Below are 13,662 nucleotides of genomic sequence, written 5' to 3' on the forward strand. Positions count from 1 at the left end.
GCCCGTCGGGCCCGCTGGTTCCCGGGGACGAAAGGGATGATCCTCACGCGCCGGGAGCCCGTCGCATGCGGGCCGCCGCGGTCCGTGACGTGTCACGATGCGGCGATGACCGCTCGTCACCTCCTCAGTCCGGCCCGCCTCGGGCCGTCCCGCGCGTACGGAACCCTGCTCGGCTTCGTCCTGTTGCTGGCCGCCCTCTTCGGTGTCGCGTACGCGGCCGGGTCGGCGGCCGGGCCCGCCTTCCCCGGCATACACCGCACCGGTGGCTCCGGCGGCGGTTCGGGGCCGGGAGGCGGTTCGGGGGACAAGGGCGGCATGGACGGGATGGACGGCATGGGCGGGATGGGCGGGATGAGGGGCATGCACGGCATGGGCGCTCCGGCCGCCGGGAAGGTGACCCGATGACCACCTCGACGGACGGGCCCGGCGGGGCCGCCGCGACGGACACCGTGCCGGACGCCTCGGCGTCGGGGACGACGGAGCTGATCGTCGGCGGGATGACCTGCGCGGCGTGCGTGAACCGGGTGGAGAAGAAGCTCGGCCGGCTGGACGGCGTGAGCGCGAGCGTCAACCTCGCCACCGGCCGGGCCCGCGTCAGCCACCCCGCCGCGGTGACCCCGGCGGAGCTGATGGCCGTGGTGGAGGGCGCGGGCTTCACCGCGTCGCTGCCCGCGCCGCCGGCCGCCGCGGAGCGGGCGGACGGGGCACCGGAGAGCGGGGCGGACGGCCCGGCGGAACCGTCGGCCATGACCCGGCTGCTGGTCACGGCCCTGCTGTCGGTGCCCGTGCTGGTCCTGTCCATGGTCCCCGGCCTCCAGTTCCGCAACTGGCAGTGGCTGTGCTTCGCCCTGGCGACACCGGTGGCCGTGTGGGGCGCGTGGCCGTTCCACGCCAAGGCGCTGCGCGGGCTGCGGCACGCCGCCGCGACCATGGACACGCTGGTCTCGCTGGGCGTCGTGGCCTCCTACGCGTGGTCGGCGTACGCCCTGTTCCTCGGCGGCGCCGGTGATCCGGACATGCGGATGCCGTTCACGCTGGTCCCGACCCTGGGTTCCATGGGCGGCGACACGGCGGACGTGTACCTCGAAGCGGTCGTCGGCGTCCCGCTGTTCGTGCTGGTCGGGCGGTCGCTGGAGGCGCGGGCGCGGCGCGGCACCGGGTCGGCGCTGCGGGCCCTCGCCTCGCTCGCCGCGAAGGACGTCGTCGTGCGGCGGGACGGGGCCGAGCACCGGGTGCCGATCGAGCGGCTGCGGGTCGGCGACCACTTCGTCGTACGCCCCGGTGAGCGGGTCGCGACCGACGGCACGGTCGTCGCGGGCAGCTCGGCCCTGGACATGTCCCTGGTGACGGGCGAGAGCGCGCCCGTCGAGACGGGCCCCGGCTCGGCCGTGGTGGGCGGTGCCGTCAACTCCGGCGGCCTGCTGGAGGTGCGGGCGGAAGCCGTCGGCGCCGACACCCGGCTCGCCCGGATCGCCCGGCTGGTGGAGGACGCGCAGGCGGGCAAGGCGAAGGCGCAGCGGGTCGCCGACGCGGTCGCCGGGGTGTTCGTCCCGGCGGTGCTGGCCGTGGCCGTCACGGTCCTCGGCTTCTGGCTCGGCGCGGGCGCCGCCCCGCAGGCCGCGGTCACGGCCGCCGTCGCGGTGCTCGTGGTCGCCTGCCCGTGCGCGCTCGGCCTCGCGACCCCCACGGCGCTGCTGGCCGCGACGGGCCGGGGCGCGGGCCTCGGCATTCTGGTCAAGGGCCCGCAGGCGCTGGAGGGGCTGCGCCGCGTGGACACCGTCGTCCTGGACAAGACCGGCACGCTGACGACGGGTTCGATGACGGTGACGGGCGTGACGTTCCGCACCGGCGGGCGGGGCGCGGACGAGGTCCTGCGGCTGGCCGCGGCGGTCGAGCGGGGTTCGGAGCACCCGGTCGGCCGGGCGGTCCTGGCCTACGCGGAGGAGTCCGGTACGGGCGCCTTGCCGGAGGTCACGGACTTCGTGGCGACGCCGGGCAAGGGCGTCGCCGGGCGGGTGGGTGACCTGCCGGTGGAGGTCGTACGGCCGGAAGGCCGGGCCGTCCCCGCGAAGGGGCACCGGAAGCCGAAGCGGCCCGCCGGACAGCGGCCCCGGCCGGGCGGGCTGCCGGCCGCGCTCGACGACGCGGTGCGCGCGGCCGAGCGGGACGGGCGGACCGCGGTGGTGGTCCGGGTGGCGGGTACGCCGGAGGCGGTGATCGCCCTGGGCGACACCGTGCGCCCCGGCTCGTACCGCGCGGTCGACCACCTCAAGCGGCTCGGACTGCGCCCGGTGCTCGCCACGGGCGACGGCGAGGGCGCGGCGCGGGCCGTCGCGGCGGAGCTGGGCATCGAGGAGGTGCACGCGCGCGCCACGCCCGAGGACAAGGCGGAGCTCGTCCGCGAGCTGCGCGCGGCGGGCCGCCGGGTCGCGGTCATCGGCGACGGCGTCAACGACACGGCGGCGCTGGCCGGCGCGGACCTGGGCATCGCGATGGGCGGCGGCACGGACGCGGCCATCGGCGCGGCGGACGTGACGCTGGTCCGCGAGGACATGGGCGCCCTGGCGGACGCGGTCCGCCTGGCCCGGCGGACGTCGGCGACGGTCCGCGCCAATCTGGCCTGGGCCTTCGGTTACAACCTGGTCACCCTGCCGCTGGCGGCGGTGGGCCTGCTGAGCCCGATGGTCGCCGCGGCGGCGATGTCGGTGAGCTCGGTCCTGGTCGTGGCGAACAGCCTGCGGCTGAGGGGGTGGCAGCCGAGGCGGTCGGGGCTGGGAGGCACCGGCGGCGGACGGGGCGGCGGACGCGGCGACCGTCGAGGGCCCGGGGCGCGGGGGCCGCGCGCGGGCGTGCGACCGGCCGCGGCGACGGGCACGGCACCGGCCCCGCGCCGGGGCGAGGAGACGACGGGCGACCGGCCCCGGCCCACACCCGTGGGGACGCACCTGAAGACCGACGACGACAGCCGGGGTGACGCATGAAGAAGGACCATTCCGCGGGCGGCGGGACGGACGGCCGTACGGGGACGGGTGGGGGCGCGGGTACAGGTAGGGGCACGGAAACGGATGGGGGCGCGGGTACGGGCGGGGGCGCGGGTACGGGCGGGGGCGCGGCTTCGGTCGCCGCGACCGCCACGGACGCCGCCACCGCCCCTGCTACCGCCCCTGCTACCGCCACCGGCCTCCGTTCCGGCGGCCGGACCGCCCGCCTGGCCGGGGCCGCCCGCGCCGCCCTCGTCCCGCTGCTCGCCTCGGCCGTCACGCTCGGCGGCCTGGGCGCCTGGACGCTGTCCGGGGCGGCGGCTCGCCCGGCGGCCGTGACGGTCGACGACGCGCGCGTGCTGCTCCCCTTCGGCGAGGACGACACGGCGGCGTTCTTCCGCATCCGCAACACGGGCGACGTGGCCGACGAGCTCGTGGACGTCGAGGTCCCGGACGCCGGTGGCACGATGCTGAGCCGCACCGTGGTCGAGCGGGGCGCGGGCTCCATGCGCATGGTCCCGTCCGTGCCCGTGCCCGCGGGCGGAACGGTGGAGATGTCGCCGCACGGCCTGGACGTGATGGTGGTACGCCCGCCCCGGCTGCGGCTGGGCGAGCGGCTGCCGGTGACGCTGCGGTTCCGCGAGAGCGGCGCGGTCCGGGTGGAGGCGCTGGTCGTACGGCCGGGGAGCGGCGGGACCGCCGCGGGGAAGTAGGCGGGGCGGAGCGACCGGGCAGTCCCTCTCGCGGACGACGGCCGACGCGTTCGACGCCGGAACGCCGGGCGGACCACGTGAGGCGGCCTGCCCGGCGTTCCGGCGTACGGGGCCGGCGTACGGGGTACGGGGCCGGCGTGCGGGGTACGGGGCCGGCGTGCGGGGTACGGGGCGGCGTCGGACGTCCGGGACCGGGGGCGTCGTACGGGTACGAGGTCCGACGCACGGGGGCGAGGTCCGACGCCGGGGCCGGGACCTGACACCGGGAGCGCGGCTGGACGTCGGCCGGAGCCCGAGCCCCCGGGGCGGGGCCGGGCATACGAGGTCGAGGCCGACGCCCGGAGGCGTAGCCGGACGCACAAGGCCGGAACCAACCCGTCCTACGAGGACGGGCGGGCGCCCGAGGCCGACGGCCGGTTCCGACGCCCGGCCCGGAGGCCACGCACAGGACCGGACCGGACCCGACCCGCCTACGGGACCGGGCCCGACCCGCGAAGGTCACGGCCTCGTACGGCTAAGCCGCAGCCGCCCGCGCCCCCGCCATCACGGGCATTCTCGGGACGGCGCCGCCCGCGGCGGCCCGCTCCGCCGTCTCCAGCTGGACGATCAGCGCCTCGCGCGCCCGCGCCACCCGCGACCGTACGGTGCCGACCGGGCAGCCCGCGACGACCGCGGCCTCCGCGTAGGGCAGGCCCAGGAGCTGGGTGAGGACGAATGCCTCGCGCCGCTCGTAGGGCAGCCGGTCGAGCAGCTGCGACAGGGCCACGCCCTCGTCGAAGCCGGGCAGCTCGGCGGACTGGGTCCGCTCGGCGGCCGACTGCCAGTCGTCCGTGTCGGAGAGGCGGGGCCGGGCGGCGTTGAATCGGAGCCGGTCCACGACCGTGCGGCGGGCGATGGTCAGCAGCCACGTACGGGCGGACGAGCGGCCCTCGAAACGCGGCAGCGAGCGCAGCGCGCGCAGGTAGGTCTCCTGCACGAGGTCGTCCGCACCCTGCGGATCGTTGCTGAGCCGGGCCACGTACCGCCGGACGTCGTGCTGGGTGGCGCGGATGAAGTGCTCCACGGCGTCGGCGTCCCCGCCACGGGCGGCGAGCGCCCAGGCGGTCACCGTCTCGTCGTCACGCACGGCGGCCTCCCGCGAGAACGGTCATGCGGGGCGCCGTGCGGACGGACGCGAGGACGGATGCGGGGGCTGTGGTGAGGGGGGTGGTGCGTGGGGCGCCGGTGGCGCCGGGGACGATGGCGGGGTGCATTGCCGTGAGTTCCGTACCGCCTTGTCCGCCCGCCTCGACGGGGAGGAGCCGCCGCCGGGCGTGTCCGGTCCGGTGCTCGACACCCATCTGCTGAGCTGCGCCGAGTGCCGTGGCTGGGGTGAGCGGGCGCGCCGGCTCAAGCTGCTGACGGCGGGCCTCGGCTGAGGCGGCCGGGGCGGGGGCCGGTGCTGCTGCGGGGGCCGGCGGCGGGGTGTGCCGTCGTGGCGCGTCCTGCGTGCGGGCAGGGGTCATCGCCGTGGGTCCTTCCTGGAATCCGGGCGTCCGGCCCTGCGCGTGGGAGGGCGGCGTCCCGGTGACGTGGTTCGGCCAGGTCGGTCGCCGTCAGCCGGCGGACGGGTGCCCGTCAGACGGCGGCGGCGACGGGGCGGGCCGGTGGACCACGGGTGGCGAGGACGTGGGCGTAGAGCAGCTGCCGCAGCCGCTGCGCCGCGCGCGTGCGGTCGGCGCGGATGCGCGGCGGGCCCTGGCGCGTGGGGACGTCCCGGAAGAGGACGAGCAGGGGCGCGAAGAGCCGGGTGCGCAGGGTACGGCCGAGCCGGAAGGCGGCCTGTTCGCCACCGGCGAGCCAGATGCCGCAGATCAGGGCGACGACGACGTGGGCGGACCACATGGCGAGGGCGCCGTGGCCGGCGTGCATGGACATGTCGTGACCGGACATACCGGCCATGCCCATGGAGTGATCCATGGGCATGCCGGCCATATCCGGTGACATGGGCATGGCGGACATGGAATGCCCGCCACCCCCCATGTTCCCCATCCCACCCATGTCCCCCATCCCACCCATGCCGCTCATGCCGCTCATGCCGCCGGGGAGGGGGAAGTCACCGTCCAGGCCCAGGCGTGCCGCGCGCGCCGCGTTGGCGGCGACGTTCTGCGCGAGGGCGAAGAAGTGGTGCAGGGCGGTCTGGGCGCCGACCGTGGCGAGCGTGATGAGCAGCGGACCGCGTTCGCGCCCGGCGAGGAACCACGCCGCGCTGCCCGTGCCGGACAGCGCCACGACGACGGCCCACCAGGGGACGGTCGTCCCCGACATGACCGCGTGGCCCAGGGCAGCGAGCAGCACACAGACCACTGCGAACATCGCGGCTCGCAGCGTCCGGGGTCCCTGGTACGGCGACTGCCCTGCGCTCATGACGGGGACATCGTTGCACCCGCCTCGCGCGGAGCGACGGCGGGGGGCGTACTGACGCCCGAACGTCCGCCCGCTCGGGCGCACGGAACCGCCCCGTACCGTCCGCCCGGCGGTACGAGGCGGTGGGCCACCGGCTCGGGGGAAGGACCGGCGGCCCGGGTCCCGTCGCTCCAGTGGGACTCGCGTAGCCGAGTCAACCGCGTGGCGGCCCGGCGCGGGAACGTGTGCGCGGGGGTCCGCGCGGGTGCGTTCCGCACACCCCGTGTGAACGCGCGTCCTCCGCTCAGGGGCCTGGGCTCCGGGGGCGCGGTCCGTGCTTCCGCTTCCGGGGCGGGCGGGAGCGGGGGCAGGAGGCCGGGCGAGGGGTTATTGCGGCGTCTCCTCCGTGGGTGCCGGGGAGGAGGTCTTCTTGGCGGGGGCCTTCGCGGCGGGCGGCGTCTGCGCGTCCTTCACGGGTGCCGTCTCGGCGTCCTTCACGGGTGCCTTCCTGGCGTCCTTCGCAGCCGCCTTCCTCGTGGTCGTCTTCTTCGCGGGCGTCCTCCCCGCGGGCGTCTTCTTCGCCGGGGTCTTCGCCCCGGCGGCCTTCTTCGCGGACGCCGCACTCGTCCCGGACGTCCTCTTCCCGGTCCCCTTCCCCCCGGTCCCGCCGGACGACTTCCTGCCGGGCAGCCAGGCGGCGCTCGTCCTGTCGCCGAAGCGGGTGCCTATCGCGCCCTTGATCACGGAGAGCGCGGCGGGGACGGCGGCGATGGCGGCGGCCTTGAGCGCGGACACGTCGGTCAGGTCGAAGCCGTCGGCGAGGAGGAGGCCGAGGAAGGTGGTGAGGTAGGCGGCGAGGGTGCGTTCGAGTACATCGACGAGAACTTTGGGCATGTTTTTCTTCCGGTCTTCCGTTCGTGTCCGATGGGTAAAGGAAGAGTCGTGGCGGGGAGGGTGCGCCCGCAAGCCCCGGCGCCCGTACCGCAAGTACGGCCGCGCGTGCCGCCCTTGGGCGGGTGACCGGTGGCACACGAGGGTGGGGAGGGAGGCACGGTGGTCAACCCGTGGCTGGCGATGGCGTGCGGGGAGGGTCCCGCCGAGCGGTGCCGTACGGTCCGGGGGGCGCACACGGCGTTCGTGACGGGAGGGGACGGCGGCGGGGCCGGCGGGGTGGTGGACCCGCGGGTGCGCGCGGTCGTGGCCGACTCGTGGCGGCGTTCGGCGGCGGCGCTGCCGGGGCCGGAGTTCGTCGCGCCGCTGGAGCTGGCGGACGCGGAGCTGGAGAGCCACCGCCGGGACCACCCGCTGGCGGCGGTGCTGCCGCTCTTCCGCGAGTTGCTCGGTTCCGTCGCCGAGGACGGGGCGCACCTGCTGGCGGTCTGCGACGCGGCGGGGCGGCTGCTGTGGGTGGAGGGGCCCGCGGGGATGCGCAGGGGCGCGGAGCGGATGAATTTCGTCGCGGGGGCCCGCTGGGACGAGCGGCACGCGGGCACGAACGCGCCGGGCACGGCGCTGGCGCTGGGCCACCCCGTGCAGATCTTCGCCACGGAGCACTACAACCGGCTGGTCCAGTCGTGGTCGTGCGCGGCGGCCCCGGTGCGCGACCCCCGGACGGGCCGGCTGCTGGGCGCGGTGGACCTCACCGGCGGCGACCACCTGGCGGGGCCGCACAGCCTGGCTCTGGTCAGGGCGACGGCGCGGGCCGCGGAGGCGGAGCTGGCGGCTGCCCGGGGGCCGGCGCGCGACGGGCTGGCGGCGCTGGGGCGCGACGAGGCGCTGCTGACCCTGGACGGGCGCCGCCTGCGGCTGGGGCGCCGCCACAGCGAGATCCTGGTCCTGCTGGCGGACCACCCGGAGGGCCTGACGGGCGACCAGCTGATGGCGGGGCTGTACGGGGACCGGCCGGTGGGGCCGGTGACGCTGCGGGCGGAGCTGTCACGGCTGAGGCGGCTGGTGGGCCCGCTGCTGGGCTCGCGCCCGTACCGGCTGTGCGCGCCGGTGGAGACGGACTTCGCCGCGGTGGGGCGCGAGCTGACGGAGGACAGCCCGCGCGGGGCGGTGCGGTCGTACGGCGGCCCGCTGCTGCCGTCGTCGGAGGCGCCGGGTGTGTGCCGGATGCGGCGCCGGCTGGAGGGCCTGCTGCGGCGGGCGGTGCTGGGCTCCGGCGACGCGGGGGCGCTCCAGCTGTGGGCCGACACCCCGTGGGGCGGGGAGGACCTGGAGGTGTGGGAGCGGCTGCTGGCGGCACTGCCGATGAGCGCGCCGCAGCGGGGAGCGGTGGCGGGGGAGGCGGTGCGGCTGCGGGAGGCGTACGGGGCGGGGGTACGAACGGGGCCCGCACCCTACGCGTAGGGGCATCCGCGCCGGATCCACCGGGAACACCCACGCCGGCCGGGAATACCCATGTCGGGCACGCGGGCAACGTCCGCGCAACCTCGCCGGGGCTAGCTTCCTCCCGGTCGCCGCCCGCGCGGGAGCGGGCGGCAGGGAAAGGGAAGAAGAAGGGTGGTCCTCTCATGACCCGCTATGCCGACCCCGGCTCCTCCGACGCGGTCGTCTCGTACCGGGCGCGGTACGACCACTGGATCGGCGGCGCGTACGTACCGCCGGTCAAGGGCCGGTACTTCGAGAACCCGACACCGGTGAACGGGCAGCCGTTCACGGAGGTCGCGCGGGGCACGGCGGAGGACGTCGAGCGCGCGCTGGACGCGGCGCACGCGGCGGCGCCGGCTTGGGGCCGCACCTCGCCGGCGGACCGGGCGGCGGTGCTGAACCGGATCGCCGACCGCATGGAGGAGAACCTGACGGCGCTGGCCGTGGCGGAGTCCTGGGAGAACGGCAAGCCGGTCCGCGAGACGCTGGCCGCCGACATCCCGCTGGCCGTCGACCACTTCCGCTACTTCGCGGGCGCGCTCCGGGCCCAGGAGGGCAGCCTCTCCGAGCTGGACGAGGACACGGTGGCGTACCACTTCCACGAGCCGCTGGGCGTAGTGGCCCAGATCATCCCGTGGAACTTCCCCCTCCTGATGGCCTCGTGGAAGCTGGCCCCGGCCCTGGCGGCGGGGAACGCGGTGGTGCTCAAGCCCGCCGAGCAGACCCCGGCGTCGATCCACGTGTGGATGGAGCTGGTGGCGGACCTGCTGCCGCCGGGCGTGGTGAACATCGTCAACGGCTTCGGCGTGGAGGCCGGCAAGCCGCTGGCCTCCAGCCCGCGCGTGGCCAAGATCGCCTTCACGGGCGAGACCACGACGGGCCGCCTGATCATGCAGTACGCGTCCGAGAACCTGAAGCCGGTGACGCTGGAGCTGGGCGGCAAGAGCCCGAACATCTTCTTCGACGACGTCTCGGCGGCCGACGACGACTTCCTCGACAAGGCCCTCGAAGGCTTCACGATGTTCGCCCTCAACCAGGGCGAGGTCTGCACCTGTCCGTCCCGCGCGCTGATCCAGCGCGGCCACTACACCCCGTTCCTGGAGGCGGCCACGGCCCGCACGGAGGCGATCGTCCCGGGCCACCCCCTGGACACCGCCACGATGATCGGCGCCCAGTCCTCCAACGACCAGCTGGAGAAGATCCTCTCCTACCTGGATCTGGGCCGGCAGGAGGGCGCCCGCGTCCTCACCGGCGGCGCCCGGGCCGACCTCGGCGGCGACCTCAAGGGCGGCTACTACGTCGAGCCCACGATCCTCGAGGGCGACAACCGCATGCGCGTCTTCCAGGAGGAGATCTTCGGCCCCGTCGTCGCCGTCACCTCCTTCAAGGACTTCGACGACGCGATGACCCTGGCCAACGACACCCTCTACGGCCTGGGCGCCGGCGTCTGGACCCGCAACGGCACCACGGCCTACCGAGCCGGCCGAACCATCCAGGCGGGCCGCGTCTGGACCAACTGCTACCACGCCTACCCGGCCCACGCGGCCTTCGGCGGCTACAAGCAGTCGGGAATAGGCCGCGAGGGCCACCAAATGATGCTGAGCCACTACCAGCAGACGAAGAACCTGCTGGTCTCGTACTCCCCGAAGAAGCTGGGCTTCTTCTAGCGGCGCCGCTCCGGCACCGGTCGGCCGACCGGTTGGCCGACCGAGGAACGGATCGCCCAGGCGGCGCGGGGTGGTAACTCACCGACTTCGCGCCGCCGTCCTCCCCTTCACGTCAACAGCGCCCAGTACCCGGCCGTGCCGGGTGGGAGTACGCAGCAGGGCACCGGGCTGAGCCAGTGGCCCTGCGGGAACCGGCCGGACCAGTACTGGAACCACTACAACGAATGAACTCCGGCGCCGCCGGTCACCGTACCGCCGCCTCGCGGGGTTCCGCGGTCATCGGCAGGTGGTCGGGGTGGACGTCTATCGTCGCCGTCCTGCGGACGCGGGTGCCGGGGATCGGGCACAGGCGCCAGCGCCCGCAGACCACGGCCGCCGCCACCAGGGCCTCCGTGAAGGCGTAGGTGTTGCCCATGCACTGGTGGGCGCCCGCGCCGAAGGGGATGAAGGCGCCCTTCGGCAGGGCGGCCGCCCTGGCCGGGAGCCAGCGGTCCGGATCGAAGGCGTCCGGGTCGGGGAACCAGCGGGGGTCGTGGTGGAGGGCGTACGGGCTGTAGAGCACCTCCCCGCCCGCGGGTATCACGACGTCCCCCAGGCGGATCGGCGCGAGCGTACGCCGGGTGAACATCCACACCGCGTACAGGCGCAGCACCTCCATGACGACCCTGCCGGTGAACTCCAGGGCCGGCAGGTCCTCGTGGCGCGGCGGGCGGCCGCCCAGGACGGTGTCCAGCTCCTCGTGCACCCGGGCCTCCGTCTCCGGGTCCCGCCCCAGCTCGTGGAAGAGCCACGCCAGCGTCGCGCCGGTCGTCTCGATGCCCGCTATCGCGAAATTGATCACCTGGTCGTGGACCTGTCGGTCCGTCAGCCTCGCGCCGTTCTCGTCTCGCAGGGTCAGCAGCATCGACAGCAGGTCCCCGTGGTCCTTCCCCTCCTCCCGGTACGCCGCGATCGCCCCGTCCACCGCCGCGCCCATGTCGTCGATCGCCCGCGTGAAGCGGCGGTTGCCCGGGGTGGGCAGCCGCGTCCACCACTCCGGCAGGATCGTCCGGACCATCGCGCCCCGCAGCAGGACCGGGACGCTGCGCTGCACCGCCGCGGCCGCCTCGCGCGTGAACCCCACCGTGAAGAGGGTGTTGGTCAGCATCGCGAACGAGAGGTCGTTCATCACGTCCGTCACCGGCAGCACCTGGCCCGGCCTCCACCGCGCCACCGTCTCCTCCACGGCCTCCCGCACCAAGGGGGTGTAGTCCGCCAGCTTCCCCCGCTGGAAGGCGGGCTGGAGCGTACGGCGCTGCTGGACGTGCGCCGCGCCCGACACCGTCCCCACACCGCCGCCGAAGAACAGCGCCGCCTTCTCGAAGAGCCGGCCCCGCTCGAAGTGCCGGGCGTCGTCGACGAGGACGCGCCGCACCAGTTCCGGGTGGGTGATCGCGTGCACGGGCAGGGGCCCCAGCCGGATTCGTACGACGTCGCCGTGCGCGGCCAGCGACGTGACGAAGTCGAGCGGGTTCCGCATCATCGACAGCGCGTGGCCCGCCACCGGCCACGCGCCCGGCACCGAAGGCGCGGCCGACGGCACCGGAACTGTCCCCGGGGACGGGACGGGAGGCGGCCCCGGGGACGGGACAGGAGGCGGCCCCGGAGGCGGCGCACCGGCCGGGCCCCCCGACCTGCCGCTCTCCGGCCCGGTCCCGCGGTCGGACTCCCGGCCGGTACGGAGCCCCGCTTCGCGCCCCGCCTCACGGCCCTCGCCGCCTTCGCTCCCCCGCCGGGCCTCGCTCCCCCGCCCGGACTCGCAACCGGCCCCCCGGCCCGTGTCCGTGTCCGTGTCCGTCTCCGCCCCCGGCCCCGATCCCGTCCCCGTCCCCCTCACATCGCCCTCGCCGTTCCTTTCCCGGCACTTCCTCATCGAGCCCCCCCTCGTTTCCCCCACGTCACATGACGCCCTGCTCCACCTGCGCGAATGACCGCACCCGCTCCTCCCCCTCCTGGCTCCGCCGACACGCCAGCCGCACCCGCACCGCGCTGCCGTCCTCCGTCACCTGCACCGGCGCATAGCGCGGCGACAGCTCGTGCGCGCGCGTGATGCCCACGAGCAGATGCTGGAACGCCTCGAACCACCAGGCCAGGGACGGGACGCGCGCGCAGACGCGGTGGCTCAGGGCGCAGACGTCCCCCAGGGTCCCGGCGTGCCTGCGGGCGACCTCCCGGCACGCCTCGATCTCGCTGACGCCCTGCTCGCGGGCGAGCAGGGGGACGAGGTTCGGCAGGCCGTCGTTCGCGTCCTTCTCCATCCCGTAGAGGTCGTTGAAGTGGACGTACAGCGTCTCGGCCAGGCGGTACGCGGTCCGGACCTCCCTGCCGTGCTCCGCCGGGGACAGCTCCCTGCCGTACGCGTACTGGAGGAGGTCGAGCCAGACCTGCTGGCCGGCGGTGCGGAGCCGCACGGCGAGGTACGCGTCGCTGCCGGGGTACCGGCCCCGCGACCTCACCATCGCGGCCTCGTCGTTCGTGGAGCGGTACCAGGCGGTGAGGTTGGCCCCGAACCTCCGGAGCCAGCGCTCGCCCATCCCCGCCCGCCGGAACTCCCGGCCCAGCTCCCACCAGGCGTGGACGTACCGGTCCGCGCCCGGTCCGTCGGGCGGGTCCGGCGTGCCCCGGACCGCCCTCCCGATCCGCTCCGCCTCCCCCTCGGCCGTGCCGCGTCCTTCTATCCGGTCGTCGTGGAGGGCCCACAGCGCCAGGAGCCTGGCGATGGTGGTCTGACGGTCCGGCTGGGCGAGGGGGTAGCTGTGCCGGGCGAAGAGGTCGGACCTCAGGATCGTGCCGTACTTCAGGTGTTCCTCGGCCGAGGTGACCAGCGCGAGCCGGTCGAGCCAGCGGTGCACCTCCAGCTCGGGGTCGGGTACGGGATGCGGGTCGGGCGGACGGTTCCAGGACTCGGGGTAGGACAGGACTATGTCGTGCAGGTCGGCAATGGTCATTGGGGGGTTCATGGTCTTGGTTCCTCGTTGATCGCCGGCAATGCGCAGAAACAGGGGTACGAGCGGCCGTGCGGCGTTGCCCTGTTCAAAAGCTCTCCCGTGGGGAAGCGATACGAAGCTGTCGTCCTGCGGGACCCGCCGGGGAACGCGCCCCGGCCCCGCGACCGCGCGTCGGCACGGCACCGCGCGGACGGCAGTCTTCCGCGGCCGGGGGCGTACGGCACGGCCGCGGCCGTGCCCCACCTCCCCGAGCCCTCCTCCGACACACCGCCCGTCCGCACCGCCGCTCATCCACCCGCGTCGTGATCCGGAACGACAGGGCCGAACGAACCGGACACCTCGCCCATGGCGGCTCGCCCCTCTCCCGTCCCCCGGGCCCTCCCGGACCTGCCGGTTTCCCGGCGGCGGCCGGGTCTGCCCGGAGCATCCCCACTCCACGTCGAACACACCACGGCTGCATGCGTTCGGATGAAGCACTGGGGAGCGCACGGAGCATTCGTCGCCTTCGCATAGGCCAGTTGCCCTTTACGCGCGCTCTCGCGCCCCCTGCCTGCGG

The 13,662-nt window shown here is 75.3% G+C and carries 11 protein-coding genes; 6 read left to right on the top strand and 5 right to left on the bottom strand.

Translation table 11 applies throughout. The annotated features are described in order from the left end of the window. Window positions 1-105 precede the first annotated feature (105 nt). From LUZ64_RS08735 to LUZ64_RS08745, 3 genes are read left to right on the top strand one after another with little or no spacing between them, the layout of a single operon-like run. Window positions 106-405: a hypothetical protein gene (locus LUZ64_RS08735; protein WP_232390212.1), complete on the top strand. Its 300-nt coding sequence runs from the start codon at window positions 106-108 to the stop codon at window positions 403-405. Beyond that, on the top strand, window positions 402-2,981 hold the full coding sequence (locus LUZ64_RS08740; RefSeq protein WP_095580748.1) for a heavy metal translocating P-type ATPase: 2,580 nt from the start codon (window positions 402-404) through the stop codon (window positions 2,979-2,981). The genes LUZ64_RS08735 and LUZ64_RS08740 overlap by 4 nt, the downstream gene beginning before the upstream one ends. Further along, window positions 2,978-3,694, top strand: a complete 717-nt coding sequence (locus tag LUZ64_RS08745) for a copper chaperone PCu(A)C (RefSeq protein WP_232390213.1) — start codon at window positions 2,978-2,980, stop codon at window positions 3,692-3,694. The genes LUZ64_RS08740 and LUZ64_RS08745 overlap by 4 nt, the downstream gene beginning before the upstream one ends. A 514-nt stretch (window positions 3,695-4,208) precedes the next feature. Here the strand turns inward: LUZ64_RS08745 and LUZ64_RS08750 are convergent. After that, window positions 4,209-4,820 carry a sigma-70 family RNA polymerase sigma factor gene (locus LUZ64_RS08750; protein ID WP_095583278.1) on the bottom strand — a complete coding sequence of 204 codons (612 nt, stop codon included), beginning with the start codon at window positions 4,818-4,820 and terminating at the stop codon, window positions 4,209-4,211. Between the two features lie 148 nt (window positions 4,821-4,968). Between LUZ64_RS08750 and LUZ64_RS37475 the strand changes: the two genes are divergently transcribed. Then, window positions 4,969-5,112 (top strand): zf-HC2 domain-containing protein, encoded by a 144-nt coding sequence (locus LUZ64_RS37475; protein WP_232390214.1) that lies wholly within the window; start codon window positions 4,969-4,971, stop codon window positions 5,110-5,112. Window positions 5,113-5,311: 199 nt separating this feature from the next. On the opposite strand, the gene LUZ64_RS08760 is transcribed toward LUZ64_RS37475, so the two are convergent. Together LUZ64_RS08760 and LUZ64_RS08765 are read right to left on the bottom strand one after the other, a co-directional pair. Then, on the bottom strand, window positions 5,312-6,100 hold the full coding sequence (locus LUZ64_RS08760; protein ID WP_232390215.1) for a hypothetical protein: 789 nt from the start codon (window positions 6,098-6,100) through the stop codon (window positions 5,312-5,314). 366 nt (window positions 6,101-6,466) lie between these two features. After that, window positions 6,467-6,973, bottom strand: coding sequence for a holin (locus LUZ64_RS08765; protein WP_095581444.1), 507 nt, complete (start codon window positions 6,971-6,973; stop codon window positions 6,467-6,469). A 159-nt stretch (window positions 6,974-7,132) separates the two neighbouring features. Here LUZ64_RS08765 and LUZ64_RS08770 point away from each other — a divergent pair, with 159 nt between their 5' ends. Beyond that, complete coding sequence (locus LUZ64_RS08770) at window positions 7,133-8,431, top strand: helix-turn-helix domain-containing protein (protein ID WP_232390216.1); 1,299 nt, start codon at window positions 7,133-7,135, stop codon at window positions 8,429-8,431. Between the two features lie 164 nt (window positions 8,432-8,595). Then, window positions 8,596-10,119, top strand: coding sequence for an acetaldehyde dehydrogenase ExaC (gene exaC / locus LUZ64_RS08775; RefSeq protein WP_095581228.1), 1,524 nt, complete (start codon window positions 8,596-8,598; stop codon window positions 10,117-10,119). Between the two features lie 244 nt (window positions 10,120-10,363). Here the strand turns inward: exaC and LUZ64_RS08780 are convergent, their stop codons facing one another. Both LUZ64_RS08780 and LUZ64_RS08785 read right to left on the bottom strand, forming a co-directional pair. Next, window positions 10,364-11,701: a cytochrome P450 gene (locus LUZ64_RS08780; RefSeq protein WP_095581227.1), complete on the bottom strand. Its 1,338-nt coding sequence runs from the start codon at window positions 11,699-11,701 to the stop codon at window positions 10,364-10,366. 355 nt (window positions 11,702-12,056) lie between these two features. Continuing rightward, the gene (locus LUZ64_RS08785) at window positions 12,057-13,118 is read right to left on the bottom strand and encodes a terpene synthase family protein (RefSeq protein ID WP_143593078.1); all 1,062 of its coding nucleotides are present in this window, start codon (window positions 13,116-13,118) and stop codon (window positions 12,057-12,059) included. Window positions 13,119-13,662 lie beyond the last annotated feature (544 nt).

Origin of the sequence: Streptomyces albireticuli, from assembly GCF_021228125.1 — a bacterium.
Classification (GTDB): domain Bacteria; phylum Actinomycetota; class Actinomycetes; order Streptomycetales; family Streptomycetaceae; genus Streptomyces; species Streptomyces albireticuli.